At 61.2% G+C, this 14,903-nt stretch carries 15 protein-coding genes; 7 read left to right on the top strand and 8 right to left on the bottom strand.

What is annotated here, in order from left to right:
- Positions 1–48: 48 nt before the first annotated feature.
- Positions 49–1,155, top strand: a complete 1,107-nt coding sequence (locus NMA52_RS05025; protein ID WP_254826555.1) for a TlpA disulfide reductase family protein — start codon at positions 49–51, stop codon at positions 1,153–1,155.
- Here the strand turns inward: NMA52_RS05025 and galK are convergent.
- Genes galK through NMA52_RS05005 form a run of 4 tightly spaced genes read right to left on the bottom strand, consistent with a single transcriptional unit; the run spans position 1,152 to position 5,431 of the window.
- Positions 1,152–2,309, bottom strand: a complete 1,158-nt coding sequence (galK, locus tag NMA52_RS05020; protein WP_254826554.1) for a galactokinase — start codon at positions 2,307–2,309, stop codon at positions 1,152–1,154. The genes NMA52_RS05025 and galK overlap by 4 nt on opposite strands.
- 7 nt (positions 2,310–2,316) lie before the next feature.
- Positions 2,317–3,042: a YebC/PmpR family DNA-binding transcriptional regulator gene (locus NMA52_RS05015; RefSeq protein ID WP_254826553.1), complete on the bottom strand. Its 726-nt coding sequence runs from the start codon at positions 3,040–3,042 to the stop codon at positions 2,317–2,319.
- A gap of 51 nt (positions 3,043–3,093) precedes the next feature.
- Positions 3,094–4,269 (bottom strand): 3,4-dihydroxy-2-butanone-4-phosphate synthase, encoded by a 1,176-nt coding sequence (gene ribB / locus NMA52_RS05010; RefSeq protein WP_254826552.1) that lies wholly within the window; start codon positions 4,267–4,269, stop codon positions 3,094–3,096.
- Positions 4,223–5,431, bottom strand: coding sequence for a glycosyltransferase (locus NMA52_RS05005; RefSeq protein ID WP_254826551.1), 1,209 nt, complete (start codon positions 5,429–5,431; stop codon positions 4,223–4,225). Before NMA52_RS05005 ends, ribB begins: the two co-directional genes overlap by 47 nt.
- A 72-nt stretch (positions 5,432–5,503) precedes the next feature.
- On the opposite strand from NMA52_RS05005, the gene NMA52_RS05000 reads away from it, so the two are divergent.
- Entirely contained in the window at positions 5,504–5,728 is a 225-nt protein-coding gene (locus tag NMA52_RS05000) for a hypothetical protein (RefSeq protein WP_254826550.1), read from the top strand.
- A 1-nt stretch (position 5,729) separates the two neighbouring features.
- Positions 5,730–6,071 (top strand): hypothetical protein, encoded by a 342-nt coding sequence (locus tag NMA52_RS04995; protein WP_254826549.1) that lies wholly within the window; start codon positions 5,730–5,732, stop codon positions 6,069–6,071.
- Here NMA52_RS04995 and fbaA read toward each other — a convergent pair.
- Together fbaA and NMA52_RS04985 are read right to left on the bottom strand one after the other, a co-directional pair.
- The gene (gene fbaA, locus NMA52_RS04990; RefSeq protein WP_254826548.1) at positions 6,043–7,119 is read right to left on the bottom strand and encodes a class II fructose-bisphosphate aldolase; all 1,077 of its coding nucleotides are present in this window, start codon (positions 7,117–7,119) and stop codon (positions 6,043–6,045) included. The genes NMA52_RS04995 and fbaA overlap by 29 nt on opposite strands.
- A 44-nt stretch (positions 7,120–7,163) precedes the next feature.
- On the bottom strand, positions 7,164–8,009 hold the full coding sequence (locus NMA52_RS04985) for a 1,4-dihydroxy-6-naphthoate synthase (protein WP_254826547.1): 846 nt from the start codon (positions 8,007–8,009) through the stop codon (positions 7,164–7,166).
- 81 nt (positions 8,010–8,090) lie between these two features.
- Here NMA52_RS04985 and NMA52_RS04980 point away from each other — a divergent pair, with 81 nt between their 5' ends.
- Entirely contained in the window at positions 8,091–8,792 is a 702-nt protein-coding gene (locus tag NMA52_RS04980; RefSeq protein ID WP_254826546.1) for an RluA family pseudouridine synthase, read from the top strand.
- A gap of 2 nt (positions 8,793–8,794) precedes the next feature.
- Here the strand turns inward: NMA52_RS04980 and NMA52_RS04975 are convergent, their stop codons facing one another.
- The gene (locus NMA52_RS04975) at positions 8,795–10,444 is read right to left on the bottom strand and encodes a S41 family peptidase (RefSeq protein ID WP_254826545.1); all 1,650 of its coding nucleotides are present in this window, start codon (positions 10,442–10,444) and stop codon (positions 8,795–8,797) included.
- A gap of 142 nt (positions 10,445–10,586) precedes the next feature.
- Between NMA52_RS04975 and NMA52_RS04970 the strand changes: the two genes are divergently transcribed.
- From NMA52_RS04970 to NMA52_RS04960, 3 genes are read left to right on the top strand one after another with little or no spacing between them, the layout of a single operon-like run.
- Positions 10,587–12,770 (top strand): SDR family NAD(P)-dependent oxidoreductase, encoded by a 2,184-nt coding sequence (locus NMA52_RS04970; RefSeq protein WP_254826544.1) that lies wholly within the window; start codon positions 10,587–10,589, stop codon positions 12,768–12,770.
- Positions 12,767–13,390, top strand: a complete 624-nt coding sequence (gene tmk, locus NMA52_RS04965) for a dTMP kinase (protein WP_254826543.1) — start codon at positions 12,767–12,769, stop codon at positions 13,388–13,390. Before NMA52_RS04970 ends, tmk begins: the two co-directional genes overlap by 4 nt.
- A 24-nt stretch (positions 13,391–13,414) precedes the next feature.
- Positions 13,415–14,293, top strand: coding sequence for an MBL fold metallo-hydrolase (locus NMA52_RS04960; protein ID WP_254826542.1), 879 nt, complete (start codon positions 13,415–13,417; stop codon positions 14,291–14,293).
- On the opposite strand, the gene NMA52_RS04955 is transcribed toward NMA52_RS04960, so the two are convergent.
- Positions 14,294–14,896 carry a tRNA-(ms[2]io[6]A)-hydroxylase gene (locus tag NMA52_RS04955; RefSeq protein WP_254826541.1) on the bottom strand — a complete coding sequence of 201 codons (603 nt, stop codon included), beginning with the start codon at positions 14,894–14,896 and terminating at the stop codon, positions 14,294–14,296. It abuts the gene before it with no gap.
- Between the last annotated feature and the right edge of the window lie 7 nt (positions 14,897–14,903).

The following is a 14,903-nucleotide window of genomic DNA, read 5'->3' as shown; positions in this document are numbered from 1 at the left end:
TTCAACTAAAGGCCCGGCTAAATCCTTTTTCCTAGTAAAACCGTAGCGATGCGCCACCTCCAACTTTTGCTGTTCACCGCCCTGACGATCTTCTACGGCTGCGATCGGGACGCGCGTACCGACGGCACCACGATCGACGTGGAACTGGACAACGCCAACGGTCTGACGGCCAACCTCGACCGGATCACCATCGGCGGCGAAAAGGAAATGCTGAAAAACGCCACCATCGGTGCCGACGGTAAGTTCACCTTCGCCTTCGCGGAACCCCTCCGCGACGGTCTCTACCAAATACGGGTGGGGGCACAGAAAGCTACCCTGGCGCTGGATGACCGTGACGGCCACATCAAGATCGACGGAGACGTCGGCACCTTCGGAACCTACGACTTCGAGATCGAGGGGTCACCCTCCGCCGCCGAAACGGCTAAGGTGATGAAGGACGCCCGGGAGGTGGAGAGTATCGACGAGTTTCGTAAACTGGTGAGTGAGGTCGATAATCCGTTTACTGCCGCCTTCATCACCTTTAGCGCATTGCTCCGGGCCGGTGAGGACGCGCTGCCCGTACACGAGGAAGTACTCGCCCGCCTACCGGAGGGTGATGCCAGTCGGAGTGCCTACGGCGAGTACGTGGAGCAGGTGAAGCAGCAGATCGCCTTCGAAAAGAGCCAGCGACTTATTCAACCCGGCCAGCCGGCCCCCGACATCGAACTTCAGGGTCCCGACGGGAACACCTATGCTCTATCCGACCTGCGCGGTCAGGTGGTACTGCTCGACTTCTGGGCCGCCTGGTGCGGCCCCTGTCGCCGGGAAAATCCTAATGTCGTGAAGGTGTATAACCGCTACAAGGATGAAGGTTTCACCATCTACAGCGTCTCGCTTGACGGTATCGACAACTCCCAGGCCGCGCGGCTGACGCCCGAGCAGGTGGAGATCGCCAAGCGTAACGAGCGGCAAAAGTGGATCCAGGCCATCGAACAGGACGGACTGGTGTGGGAGAATCACGGCAGTGAACTCAAGCGGTGGAGCGGAGAAGCCTCCGCCAAGTACGGCGTCCGGGGTATCCCGGCTACCTTCCTTATCGATCGGGAAGGCAAGATCGCCGAGGTAGGTTTGCGGGGTGCCGCGTCGATTGAACGCGCGCTGCAAAAGGTGCTCTAAATGAAGGAGGTACCCGCGGTGAGCTCCACCGGATAAACCTCCGGTTCGGTACCGAATTCCTGACGGTACGCCCGGGTGATTTCGGTCCGAAAGTCCGACAACGCTTCCGTTTTGACTAAATTTATGGTGCAACCGCCAAATCCGCCCCCCATCATGCGGGCGCCGGCTACTCCGACGACCGAGATCGCCGTTTGTTGCAAAAAATCTAGTTCCAGACAACTCACAGCATAATCCTCGCTGAGCCCCCGATGACTCTCATTGAGCAAGCGGCCGAATTCGGTAGCGTTGCCGGCCTCCATGGCGGTAATTGCCCGCCGGACCCTTTCGTTTTCTTGGATCACGTAGCGGGCCCGTTTCTCCACGGTGGGCGTCATGTTGTCCGCCACGACGTTCAGTTGGTCCTCGCTGGCGGCACTCAGATGGCTAACTTCGGGATACTTTTCGCGTACGACCCGTAGTGCTTCGTCGCATTCCGCCACCCGCCGGCCGTAAGCACCGTCGCTCAGGTCGTGGGAAACCATGGAATTGACCAGTACGAGTTGGTAGCCGGAATGGGCGTTCTTGACGGGCTCCGATTCCAGGGTATGGCAGTTAAGCACGATGGGACCTTCCGCGCGCCCGTTGAGGCTGGCGTACTGGTCCATAATCCCCGAAGGGATGCCGAGGAAGGTGTTGCTCGAGCGCTGACAAAGCCGGGCGAGTTTCGGGCGACTGAGCCCGGCGGAGAGTAGTTCGTTAAGCAGAAATGCCAGTCCGCCCTCCAGGGCCGCCGAGCTGCTCATCCCGGATCCGCGGGGCAGGTCGCCGCCGAACACGATCTCCAGGCCGGGCAGGAAGTGGCCCTGGTCCTGAAACTGGGTTCCGATGCCCGCCAGGTAATCCACCCACAACCGATCCGTACGGCCGTTGATGGGCAGGGGCAGGGTATAGGTTTCGCCAATGTCGACCGCGTGTAATCGCCACTCCGGCTGCTCCAGCGGTCGGGCGACGAAGTGAATGCTGTAGTTGATGGATGCCGGCATGACCAGTCCGCCGGTATAGTCCGTATGCTCGCCGATCAGGTTGATGCGCCCGGGTGAGCGGACGACGTAGGGCCAGTCCGCCGGCGCGGGACTCTCCAGTTGTTGGATATAGTCTTTCAGAGTACCGTGCATCCTGGCCTTAATCCTCGCTCTCGTCCATCGTGTGGAATACGTTCGCTACGTCGTCGTCCTCCTCGAGCATATCGATGAGCTTGATGACGGCGTCCGCTTCCGCGTCGGAGAGTTCCTTGGTGTGGCTGGGGATCCGCACCAGTTCGGCATTGTCCACCACGATGCCCCGTTCCTCCAGCTCGTGCTGGAACTTCCCGAAGTCTTCGAAGGCGGTGTAGAAGGTGATCTCATCCTCGTCCTGCTCGATGCTGTCGAGACCGGCGTCGATCAGTTCAAGTTCGATCTCTTCGAGGTCGCCCTTGAGGTTCGCGGCTTTCACCTTAAACTGACCCTTGCGGGAGAACATGTAGTCGACCGATCCATTGACGCCCATGCTGCCACCGTACTTGGAAAATACGTGACGGATATTGGCTACCGTCCGGTTATTGTTGTCGGAGGTGGCCTCGACCAGAATGGCGATGCCGTGCGGACCGTAGCCCTCGAAGGTTACCTCATCGTAGTTGGCGGAATCCTTGTCCGTGGCGCGTTTGATGGCCGCATCCACGTTCGCCTTCGGCATATTGACGGCCTTGGCGTTGGCGATTGCCAGGCGCAGCCGGGGGTTGTAGTCGGGGTCGGGCCCACCTTCCTTAATGGCGATGTTAATCTCCCGCCCCACCTTGGTGAAGGCCTTGGCCATACCGGCCCACCGCTTCATTTTGCGGGCTTTGCGGTATTCGAATGCACGTCCCATACGACTGTAATTTGCCGCAAATATACACCGCCCCGGGTAGCGGGCAACCGCTTACAGACTTACGAATTCAACGATTTCCAGGCCGTAACCCTCCAGTCCGATGCGGTGCTTGGGCGCGTTGCTGAGCACCCGCAGCTTCGACACGCCGAGGTCGCGGAGGATCTGCGCGCCGATGCCGAAATCGCGTTGTTCCTCACTACGGGGTTCCGGGGGGCGGACGGATTTTCCGTCCTGCATCCGGGACTTCAGCAGGCGCAGGCCGGCAATGATGTCGTTCGCATCCTGGTGGGGGCGCATGAACAACAGAATGCCCTTACCGGCTTCGGCGATCTTTTCGAGGGGGCCGCGCAGTCCGGTGCTGTAGCCGCTGAGCAGACTGTGCATCAGGTCCCGGCTACTGGTGGAACTATGGACCCGGGTCAGTACCGGTTCGTCGGGCAGCCACTCCCCGTGGGTGAGGGCCAGGTGCACATCCTCGTTCGTCGTTTGCCGGTAGGCGGTGAGGCGGAAGGGACCGTAGCGAGTTTCGAGCTCCATGCTGAACTCGGCGTCCACGAGTCGTTCGGTACGCAGGCGGTAAGCAACAAGATCCTCGATCGTGACGATCTTGAGGTCGTGTTGCTCGGCTAACGTGATTAAGTCGGGTAGACGGGCCATGGTCCCGTCGGGCTTGAGGATTTCGACGACAACGCCCGCGGGAAAGAGGTTGGCCATACGGGCCAGATCGACGGCCGCTTCCGTGTGGCCGGTGCGCCGCAGCACGCCGCCCTTCACGGCCCGTAGGGGGAAGACGTGGCCGGGGCGGGCAAAGTCGGTGGGGCGGGCGCTGCGTTCGGTGAGGCGGCGGATGCAGGTGGCCCGGTCGTAGCTGCTGATGCCGGTGGTGCATCCGTGGCCGATGAGGTCGATGCTTACCGAGAAAGCGGTTTCGTGAATATCCGTGTTGGTATTGACCATCATGGGCAGGTCGAGCTCATCGGCGCGTTGTTCCTCGATGGGCGTGCAGATGAGGCCCCGTCCGTGGGTAGCCATGAAGGTGATGATGTCCGGCGTGACGCGCTCGGCGGCGCAGATGAAATCGCCCTCGTTTTCCCGGTCTTCGTCGTCGACAACGATGACCACCTTGCCGGCCCGGATGTCGAGAATGGCTTCCTCGATGGTATTGAGTTTGGCGCGTATTTCAGCGGCCTCCGGGGTCTTGGTTTCGGTGAGAAGGTTGCCAGACATTACTGTGAATTCCATTTAAGAAGCGAAAAAATCCGAGGAGCAGCGCCAGGTTCATCGCTAAAAAGTAGCGTAGGGCGCGGACGCGGGAGCTATGAATACCCAGGACGTGCAGCAGGGGATCGACGATCACCGCCAGCACGCAGGCAGCGCACACCACCACAAACAAGGCGGTAGCCCAATAGTTGCCCGTCAGCAAGATCACGCCGAGCCAGGCTACCGCCCCCACCAGGAGCAACTGGGGCGTGAGCCAACGCAGCACCTTGTGACTAAAGAAAGCGAAAGCAAGGGGGTCCCGCAGGGGCGGCCACCACAGCCGACGGAAGCGCAGCAAATTCTGCCAGTTGCCCGCCCCGATCCGCCGCTTGCGCCGGAATTCATCGGACAATCGCTGTCCGACGCCTTCGTACACCACCGCCCGGTCGCTGGCCACGCCCAGCCAACCCGCCTCGTAAGCGGCCATACAGAGATAAAAGTCATCCACTAGGAATGCGGGCGGCACCGGACGGTAGGCTTCGGCGCGGATCGCCCAGCAACCGCCGAAGGGCCCGATCATCGTCTGCCACAGGCAGCTTTCGGCCTGCTTTATACCCACCTCCCGACCGATGTACCGATCCTCCAGCCGACTGACGCCGCTGTCGCGCAGACCCGTATGCACCATGCGGGAATCGACGACGCCGATGTTCTCGTCCGCCAGCATGGGCCTCACCAGTTCGGTCACCGCGGTGGGCGTGAGGAACACGCTGGCGTCGGTAAGTACGTATACCCCGGTGGGGGGAAGGCTGGCGATTATTTGGTTCACGCTGGCCGGTTTTCCCGTGCGAAGATCATTGCGGGTGACGAAGGTCTGGTCGGGAAAACTACGGGCGAATTGCCGGAGAAGATCGTCGGTGGCGTCCGTGCTCTGATCGCTGCGGAAATGAAACTGGAGGGGACCCGCATAGTCGGTGTCCGCCAGGGAACGCAGCTTTTCGGGCAGGACCGCCGCCTCGTTATGTACGGCCATGACCACGTAAACGGCGGGCCAGTCCGTGGATTGCTCTTCTCCGGATGAGGCCGGGCACCTGCGCGCCGCCGCCCACCGTACGTACAGCGGGTAGAAAAGGTAAGTGTGCAGCACGCCGGCGACGCAGATCGTGAGCAAAAAAAGACAGAACCAGAGCACGCCCCAAAGGTAATTGCCGCAACAGTTGCGGGAAGTTGCTGTTGCACCCCTGAAATCAATAAAAATCCAGTGATGGCAAACGAACAACAAACCAACACCTGGCCCGAACTGGCCATCGGGCTGTACGACAAACTGACCGGCCGCGGTGCGGAAATCACCTACGACTTCGATAACTTCGAAGTTGAAGTACCCAGCAGTACGGAAGACGGGGCCACCCGCGCCCGGTGGAAGATGAACGGCGTCATTCGCATCCGTACCGCGGACAAGGAAAGCCGGCGGGACCGTTCGGACAGCTGAGATGATCGATGCGGTATACGACCGAATCGGACGACTCGAGATCGACGCGGATCTCGAATGGCGTACCCCGGCCGGGGAAACCCTGCGGTTGATGACGGACGCAAAGGGGCGGCTGCGCATCGACGGTTCGACGGTGAGCGCGCTGGCGGAGGCGACCAAAGCACTGAATGCGCTGAACGTGGGTATCAACTACCGTAACCTGCGCCGCTGGCGCAACCCATTACGGCAGGAGGTACACATTCTGGTGAATGGTTCCCCCCTGCTGTACTGGAAGCCGGAGAAATTTCCGAAGGTGCTTCGTCTCGGGCAGCTGATCAGCTTCCTAAGACATCTACGCAGTTAAGGTCTTCGAAGGCCTGCTTGAGGCGGGCGACGAAAGCTTCCTCACCCTTGCGGACCCATACCCGGGGGTCGTAGAATTTCTTGTTGGGCTTCTCCTCACCCTCGGGGTTGCCGATCTGCGCCTGGAGGAAGTCGCGCTTACCGGCTTCGTAGGTCCGAACACCGTCCCAGTAGGCCCACTGCAGGTCGGTATCGATGTTCATCTTGATGGCCCCGTATCCGATCGCCTCGCGGATCTCCTCCTGGCTGGAGCCGGAGCCGCCGTGGAATACGAAGTGAATGGGATCTTCCTGGAGATTGAGTTTTTTGCGCACGTACTCCTGGCTGTTTTTCAGAATGACGGGGCGGAGCTCCACGTTGCCGGGCTTGTACACGCCGTGCACGTTGCCGAAGGCCGCTGCGATGGTAAAGCGATTGCTGACCTGGCTGAGCGTCTGGTAGCTTTCGAATACTTCCTCGGGTTGGGTGTATAGGCGGCTGCTGTCGACGTCGGTATTGTCCACGCCGTCCTCCTCGCCGCCGGTGACGCCGAGTTCGATTTCGATGGTCATGCCGATCTTGGCCATGCGTTCAAAGTAGCGCTTGCTGATCTCGAGGTTCTCTTCCAGGGGTTCCTCACTCAGGTCGAGCATGTGGCTGGAGTACAGGGGAATACCCCGCTTGGCGTAGAATTTCTCGCCGGCATCGAGCAGACCGTCGATCCAGGGCAGGAGTTTCTTGGCGCAGTGGTCGGTGTGCAGGATGACGGGCACTCCGTAGGCCTCGGCCATGGTGTGAACGTGCATGGCACCGCTGAGTCCGCCGGCGATGGAGGCCTGCTGCTTGCTGTTGTCCAGGCTCTTGCCGGCGAAAAACTGCGCACCGCCGTTGCTGAACTGGATAATGATGGGGCTGTTGACGGCCTTGGCGGCTTCGAGCGCGGCGTTGACCGTGCTGCTGCTCGTGACGTTGACCGCCGGAAGGGCAAAGTTATTGGCCTGGGCGTAGTTAAAGACTTCGGTTACTTCGTCGCCGTGGAGCACGCCGGCCCGGAAAGATTGCTTTGCCATAGGGAAAGGTAATTTTAGTTTGGTGCCCGCAAAGAAACGTAAAACTATACAATGTAGTCGTCCGCTCCGGCGGGTATGATGCCCTTGCCCCGGCCGTCCTCAAGAAAGTGACGGACGGCGGCCCGGCCCTCGGTTCCGAGGTTCATGCTGTAGTCGTTCACGTACAGCTCGATATGACGCTGTCGCACGTCGGGGTCCATGGACTGGGCGTGGGTGGCTACGTATTCCCGGCTGTCGGCGGGGTGGTCGAAGGCGTAGCGTACGGAGCGGGCGAGTACGCGATCGATGCGCGCGCGTAGTTCCGGGCTGAAACTACGACGTACCGCGATACCGCCGAGGGGAATGGGGTACCCGGTCGTACGTTCCCAGTACTCCCCGAGATCGGCGATCTTTTCCAGTCCACGCTCGTGGTAGGTGAAGCGGTTTTCGTGGATCAACACGCCGGCGTCCACCGTGCCCTCCAGGACCGCGTCCTCGATATCGCTGAAAATCATCTCCCGCCGCCGGAGCAGGGTCGGATAGGCCAATCCTAGTAAGTAATTGGCGGTAGTGTACCGCCCCGGGATGGCAATCGTCGATGTGGGTGAAAGTACTCCTCCGACATTTTCCTTTTTTGTTACCAGTAACGGACCGACTCCCCGCCCGAGGGCGCTTCCCGCATTGAGCAGGGTGTACTGCCCGGTCAGGTGGCCGAAGGCGTGGTAACTCAGCTTCGTCACGTCGAGTTCTTCCCGGAAGGCCCGTCGGTTGAGTTCCTCGACGTCGGTCAGGGTGGGCGAGAAAGACAGGCCTTCGGTATCGACTTTTCCGTGGAGCAGGGCGTGGAAAATGAAAGTATCGTTGGGGCAGGGGCTAAAACCCAGGGTCAGCGTACGGGGTGGGGGGGGCATAATAATTAACAACTTGGGCTAACGTTCCGGCGGAAGGGGCGTTATTTGCCCACCCCCTCCGGGGGACATAAAGACAAAGCCATGCACTTACAGGTTCTATACGAAGACAATCACCTTATTGCCGTCAACAAGCCGGCCGGGTACCTGAGCCAGGGAGACGAGACGGGAGACGTGACCGTGATGGATCTGGCCAAGGAGTACATCAAGTTGCGGTACAACAAGCCCGGGGAGGTTTTCCTGGGGAGTGTTCACCGCCTGGACCGGCCGGTTTCCGGGGTGATCCTGTTCGCGCGGACGTCGAAGGCGCTTTCCCGCATGACGGAGATTTTCCGGGACCGCAAGGTTACCAAGAAATACTGGGCCATTGTCGCCGAACAGCCTTCCCCCATCGAGGGCCGGCTGCGGGGGTTCATCTATAAAGATGCCAAAAAGAACATCAGTAAGTTGCTGCCTAAAGCTAACAGTAACCGGCACCAAGGCGCGAAAGAAGCCATCCTGGACTACCGGCTACTCGGTCGGGTAGGGACCAACGTCCTCCTGGAAGTGACTCCGCTGACCGGCCGTCCCCACCAGATCCGCGTTCAACTGGCGCAGCAACTGGAATCGCCCATCCGGGGTGACCTGAAGTACGGTTTTCGCCAGGCTAATGAGGATGGCAACATCAATCTGCACAGTCGCAGTCTGGAGTTTTTGCACCCGGTGAAGAAGGAGCAGGTGAAAATCGTAGCCGAGCCCCCCCGTCACGATCAGCTCTGGCAGCTCTTCGACGGCATTGCCGAGTAGACCTACTTGCTGATTCCCCGGGCCGCGGCGAGGGGATCCTTGTCGTTGAGTAGCCGCAGCGCCTCCTGCACGGTCTCGTCTTCGCGATTGTACACCTCGTAAAAGGCGGTCGGGCCGAACAACTGGCGGGCCAGGCGGGAGCGGAAGTAAAGTTCAAGTTCGTTAGCCAGGTGGGGGGGCAGTTCCGGGTTCAGGTCCGGATAGTCGCGGCGGGCGAGTTCCGCCAGCTCTCCGGTGATTACGCTCATCTGCGGACGGTAACTCCGTACGAAGGCTTCAACCGTCGTCAGCTCATTCAGTTCCGGATGTTCGCGCAGGTAGGTGAACATGTAAGGCGCAACCTGCTGGCGGAGCCGTAGGAAATCCGGGTCGTTAAGGCTGCTGTCCAGCGGTACGTAGTGATCGGGCGTGATGCCCCCGCCTCCGAATACGGGATGTCCGTTATCGGTATAGTAGATCATGGAGCTGTCAACCTGTACGGCCGTGCGACCGGTGAGTTCCCCACTTTCGAAGCGACGGCTCAGGTCGTCGCGGTAGTCTTCATCGCCCTCGTAATTGCGCTGGATGCTGCGGTCGCTCGGGGTGTAGTAGCGGGCTACCGTAAGGCGCAGCGCGGAGCCGTCGGAAAGTGGGTACTGTTCCTGCACCAGGCCCTTGCCGAAGGTACGGCGGCCGACGACGATCCCGCGGTCGTGATCCTGCACCGCACCGGCTACGATCTCACTGGCGCTGGCCGACCCGCCGTCCACCAGAATGGCGACGTTCTGGATGTTGTACTGGGCGCGCCCGGACGACTTGTACGGCTGCCGACTGGAGCTGCGCCCTTCGGTGTAGACCAGCAGTACGCCGCGCTGGACAAATAATTCGCTGAGCAGTTTGGTCGCTTCCTGCAGATATCCTCCGGGGTTGCCCCGCAGGTCGATGATCAGATCGCGGGCCCCGGCCTGCTCGAGGTGTTCCTTCAGGGCGGCCATGAACTCCGCGTAAGTATTCTGGCTGAAGCGATTGATCTTCACGTAGGCCGTCCGGTCGTCGATGGTGTAGGCGGCGTCCACGCTGTTTACGGGGATCGGACCGCGCGTGACTACGAACGACAACAGTTTATCCTGTCCGGCGCGGCGAATGCGGAGACCTACCTCGCTGCCCCCGGTTCCCCGCATCAGACTGGCGGGATCGATGTCCTGTTCTTCGACGTTCACGACCAGGCTGTCACCGACGTAAATGATCTGATCGCCGCTGAGAATACCGGCCTTATCGGACGGTCCGTCGGGGAGGGCGCTGACCACCGTAATGGTGTCGTTCACCACGAGGTACTCGATACCGATGCCCTCGAAGTTGCCCTCCATGCTTTCGGTCAGGGCCTGCAGCTCGTCGCGGGGAATGTAGCTGCTGTGGGGATCGAGGTGATCGAGCACCGCGGTGATGGCGGCCTCGTACAGTTCGTCTTCGTTGGGTTGGTCTACGTAACGGGCTTCGATGTACCCCATCAACTGTTCGACGCGGCCGCTTCCCCCGGCGGTACCGCCACCGCCGACGGACAGCAGAGGCGAATCGGTTTTTAGCAGGAAGCCCGTAAGGAGGCCGATGGCCAATAGTAGGCTGTAGACGAGCGGCGTCCAGATCGTAAAGCTGCGTTTTTCCATATCCGACATGAAAGGTCAAAGGTACGGCTTAGTTTATGGCAGCCGCCATTACTTTCGTCCGTTCGCGGCATTTGTCCTGCTATCTACGCTGTTCCCGCTTCCGTCCGCTTCGGGGATTGCGGCCTATTTTGCGGCCCCATAATTTCGTTTCATGATCTCCGTAGCCCTCGCCTATTCCCTCGACGACGAACCCACGGCCCGCCGGCTGGAGGAGGCCCTGACGGGGATTGCCAACTGTACGCACCTGTCGGTGGGCCGGGAGAACGAGGCCGAGCCCCTGCGGGATCGGCTGGACGACATTGCCGGTGACCTCGTACTATTGATTAGCGACCGCTTCCTCACGAACCCCAATTGCATGCTCGGCGCCGATGCCCTACTGACGGCGGATCGTCGGGTGTTCCGTACGGTGCTGGAAGACGTGGAGTACGGGGAAGAAGGCCACGTCGAAGTCGTGAAGACCCAACTCAGCAGCCGGGCCGAACAGATGCATTACATCAATCACTGGCACGATCGGTACATCGAGTTGCGGCGGGACACGGAAACCTACGCCGAGGCCGACCGGGCGTCGTTCGAGCGGTACCTGCGCAAGATTCGGGAAACCAGCGTAACGGCCCCCGCGGTGGTGGATAAACTGGCCCGGGAAGGGTGGTACGCCTACCGCGAACTTCTTGAGAATAACTTCGGACCGTTGATCGACTTCGTCCGGCAAAACGATAATACTCCCATGGCGCCACCCCCCAACGCCCCGGTCGAATCCTCCGACGATCCTATTGGCGAGGCCTGGAAACTGGCGGATGAGGGAAGGACAGAGGCCGCGCTGAACCTTTTGGTGACCAGTCGCGATGCCCAACCCGAGGACCCGGACCTACAGTACAATTACGCCCTCATGCTCGCCCTGTCCGCGGAGCGCCTGACCGACGCCCGGGCGGAAGTGGACACCTTACTGAACCGGGACCCCCACCATCCGGCCGGCCTCTTTCTCAGTGGCGAACTCCACGAGGCAGCCGGAGCTTTCCGGAGGGCCCGCAGCGACTGGGAGCAACTCAGCGACGTGGTACCTACTTTCCCCGGGCTGAACGAACGCCTGGGCATTCTGCTCGACGAGCGCTTTCCCGATCATTACGTTGAAGCGGCCGCCTACCTCCGCCGGGCGGTGAAGTCCGGCGAGGCAAGTGCGGATACCCTCTACCGTTACGCTGAACTCCTCGGGGGCCGGCTCGGGAAACGGAACAAAGCCATCAAGATGCTGCGCCGCGCCATCCGCGCGGACCCCGGTCACGCTCCGGCTCATTACCGCCTCGCGGTGGCACTGTACGATTCCGGAAAGCGGGAAGAAGCCCGCAAGAATTATCTGGTAGCGACCTCGCTCGAACCCGCCTACGATACCCCCGCTAACCAACGTGCCTTCTACGGGGCGGCCACCCCCGAACAGCCCGAACCCGACGCCGGTCCGCTGGCCGCGCTCAAACAGAACATCGCGCAGTTGGAAGCCATGCTGGTGGCCCGGGAAACGCCCGCTCCCGCGCCCCCGCCCAAACCGGGTGCCGGAAAAACTGTGCTGATCAGCGGAGCTACGAGTGGCATCGGTCTGGCCACCGCCCACCGGTTGGCCGCCGACGGATACCGTTTGGCGCTGATCGGACGGCGGGAAGAACGTTTGCAGCAGATCGGCCGCAATCTGCGGGAGCGGCACGGGGTAGAGGTCCATCACTTGCGGTTAGACGTACGGGACCGGCAGAGCGTCGGCCAGGCCATCGCGGCACTACCGGAAGCCTGGCGAACGATCGACGTACTCATCAACAACGCCGGTAAAGCCAAGGGTTTCGACCCCATACACGCCGGCTCCCTGGATCACTGGGACGAGATGATCGACGTGAATCTGCGAGGCCTGCTCTACCTCACCCGGGCCGTGACGCCGGGCATGGTACGGCGCGGCCGCGGAATGGTCATCAACGTAGCGAGCACCGCCGGCAAGGAGGTTTATCCGAACGGAAATGTCTATTGCGCCACCAAGCACGCGGTGGATGCCCTGACCTACGCCATGCGACTCGACCTGGTCAAACACGGCGTACGGGTGGGCCAAATCTGCCCGGCCCACGTGGAGGAAACGGAGTTCGCCCTGGTCCGCTTCGACGGAGATGCCGAACGCGCCAAGATCTACGAGGATTTTCAGCCCCTGCGCGCGCAGGACGTGGCCGAGGCCATTCACTTCATGGTCACCCAACCGCCCCACGTAAACGTGCTTGATCTGGTGCTGCAGGGTACCCAGCAGGCCAGTTCTACGGTCGTCGATCGCAGCGGGCGGGACAAGTTCGCCCCCAAGGAAGAAGAATGACGGATCACCGACCGCTTTTCATCGTGATCGAAGGCCTCGACGGCAGTGGTAAGACCACTCAGATCGAGATGCTCCGCGATCACCTCCAGGCCCGGGGGGAGGCCTGTTATCTCACGGCCGAACCGACGGAGCTCATCACCGGCCGCATGATCCGGAGCATTCTCCGCCACGAGCAGACCGTCGACCCGCGTACGCTGGCCGCCCTCTTCGCCGCGGACCGGGTGGAGCACATTTTTCATCCCGCCGAGGGCCTGCTCGCCCAACTTGCCGCGGGCTACCACGTCATCGCCAGCCGCTACTACTTTAGCAGCCTGGCTTACCAGAGTGAACACGTTGACCCCGGCTGGATCGCGGCACTGAACCGGCAAGCCAAGCATACCCTGCCCGCAGATCTGACGATCTTTCTGGACCTCGATCCGCAAACGAGTATGGACCGCATCACTTCCAGAACGGAGGACACGGAACTATTCGAGACGGTAGAAAAGCTGACGCACGTACGCGAAAGTTTTCTCCAGGCGTTTGACGTCTTCGGCGAGGGGGAAAACATCGTCACGGTAGACGCCTCCCGCCCCCCGGTGGCCGTGGCCGACGACATTGCGCGTCTCGTTGATATGTTGTAGTATTTACGCCAAACCGAACGACCCATGATCCACACCATCGACCTTCACTTTCTCGGAACGCCGCAGTCCATTGCCGCCTTTGCCGTAGCGGACGACGCCGGGTACACGCTGGTGGAATGCGGACCGTATTCCACCCACGAGCGCATGCTGAGCGGCCTGAACGCCGCCGGCATAGATCCCGGAAAAGTGCACACCCTGCTGTTGTCCCACATCCACTTCGACCACGCCGGAGCGGCCTGGTGGTGGGCCGAACGGGGAACCAAAGTGTACGTACACCCCCGCGGACTGCGGCACATGATCGATCCCGCCCGGCTGTACCAATCGGCCCGGCAGATCTACGGGGACCGGATGGAGGAACTCTGGGGGGAAATGCGGGGAATCGAGCCGGACCGTATCGAGGCGGTGGAGGACCGGGCTCGTTTGCGTATCGGCGGCCGGGAGTGGATCGCCCACCACACGCCCGGTCACGCAAGCCACCACATTGCCTGGCAACTCGAGAAAACGGTGTTCACCGGAGACGTGGGCGGGTGCCGGATCGCGGGCGGACCGGCCATTCCGCCCTGCCCGCCGCCCGACATTGACGCCGAACTATGGCACGAGTCGATCGAGCGGCTGCGGGAAATTGACGCCACTACCTTTTACCTGACGCACTACGGCCGGGTGACCGATACGGAGGATCATCTGGACGATCTGGAATCCCGGCTCGACGAGTACGTAGCCTGGATGATGCCCTACGCCCAGCGCGAGACGCCGGCGGCGGAGATCGTCTCGAAATTCGAGGCATTCGTCCGGGAGGATTTGCTGGACAACGGGGTGAGTAAAGACGAGCTTCCCGCCTACGCCGCGGCCAATCCCGCCTACATGAGCGTCACGGGTCTGTTGCGCTACCTAAGCCGGGAGTGATCAGTGCATCCGGTCGCCCCGCACCTCGAGCGTCCGGAGCAGCTCCGCCTCGAAGGCGAGGTACTCCTTCCAGCGGCGATCCACGGTTTCCCGGGGGAAGTACTTCCGCGCCAACTCGATGAACAGGACATAGTGACCGGCTTCGGCTACCATGAACTTATGGTACCACGTTCTTAGCTCCGGATCGCTGATGTACAGGCTCATCAGCCGGAACCGCTCGCAACTCCGCGCCTCGATCAGCGCGAAGATTAGCAGCTTTTCCAGCAGGGCTACGTCGCGACCCTGCCCCCGGATCGAGAAGTCCAGGAGGCCGTTGACGTACTCATCCTTCCGCTGACGGCCGAGTTTCAGGCCGCGCTTGTCCATTTCCGCGAGTACGGCCCGGAAGTGGCCCCACTCTTCGGTGACGATGGGGGCTAGCTCGCGGACGAGTTCCTCCCGGTCCGGATAGCCCTGAATGAGTGAGATGCAGCTGGTGGCCGCTTTCTGCTCGCAGTAGGCATGGTCGGTCAGGATCTCGCCGAGATCCATTTCCGCCAGGTCTACCCACCGGGGATCGGTGGGTAGACGGAGGTTCAGCATTTGTACCGTTGGGGTATTCATGGGGGAG

Origin of the sequence: Lewinella sp. JB7 (assembly GCF_024297185.1) — a bacterium.
Taxonomy (GTDB): Bacteria; Bacteroidota; Bacteroidia; order Chitinophagales; family Saprospiraceae; genus Neolewinella.
Note: the sequence above shows the minus strand (reverse complement) of the source record. Positions and strands in the feature narration are given on the sequence as shown.

Excerpts from the sequence above, each read along its gene's own strand:
- NMA52_RS05025 (WP_254826555.1), top strand. The coding sequence starts at position 49 with ATGCGCCACCTCCAACTTTTGCTGTTCACCGCCCTGACGATCTTCTAC.
- galK (WP_254826554.1), bottom strand. The coding sequence starts at position 2,309 with ATGCACGGTACTCTGAAAGACTATATCCAACAACTGGAGAGTCCCGCG.
- NMA52_RS05015 (WP_254826553.1), bottom strand. The coding sequence starts at position 3,042 with ATGGGACGTGCATTCGAATACCGCAAAGCCCGCAAAATGAAGCGGTGG.
- ribB (WP_254826552.1), bottom strand. The coding sequence starts at position 4,269 with ATGTCTGGCAACCTTCTCACCGAAACCAAGACCCCGGAGGCCGCTGAA.
- NMA52_RS05000 (WP_254826550.1), top strand. The coding sequence starts at position 5,504 with ATGGCAAACGAACAACAAACCAACACCTGGCCCGAACTGGCCATCGGG.
- NMA52_RS04995 (WP_254826549.1), top strand. The coding sequence starts at position 5,730 with ATGATCGATGCGGTATACGACCGAATCGGACGACTCGAGATCGACGCG.
- fbaA (WP_254826548.1), bottom strand. The coding sequence starts at position 7,119 with ATGGCAAAGCAATCTTTCCGGGCCGGCGTGCTCCACGGCGACGAAGTA.
- NMA52_RS04985 (WP_254826547.1), bottom strand. The coding sequence starts at position 8,009 with ATGCCCCCCCCACCCCGTACGCTGACCCTGGGTTTTAGCCCCTGCCCC.
- NMA52_RS04980 (WP_254826546.1), top strand. The coding sequence starts at position 8,091 with ATGCACTTACAGGTTCTATACGAAGACAATCACCTTATTGCCGTCAAC.
- NMA52_RS04975 (WP_254826545.1), bottom strand. The coding sequence starts at position 10,444 with ATGTCGGATATGGAAAAACGCAGCTTTACGATCTGGACGCCGCTCGTC.
- NMA52_RS04970 (WP_254826544.1), top strand. The coding sequence starts at position 10,587 with ATGATCTCCGTAGCCCTCGCCTATTCCCTCGACGACGAACCCACGGCC.
- tmk (WP_254826543.1), top strand. The coding sequence starts at position 12,767 with ATGACGGATCACCGACCGCTTTTCATCGTGATCGAAGGCCTCGACGGC.
- NMA52_RS04960 (WP_254826542.1), top strand. The coding sequence starts at position 13,415 with ATGATCCACACCATCGACCTTCACTTTCTCGGAACGCCGCAGTCCATT.
- NMA52_RS04955 (WP_254826541.1), bottom strand. The coding sequence starts at position 14,896 with ATGAATACCCCAACGGTACAAATGCTGAACCTCCGTCTACCCACCGAT.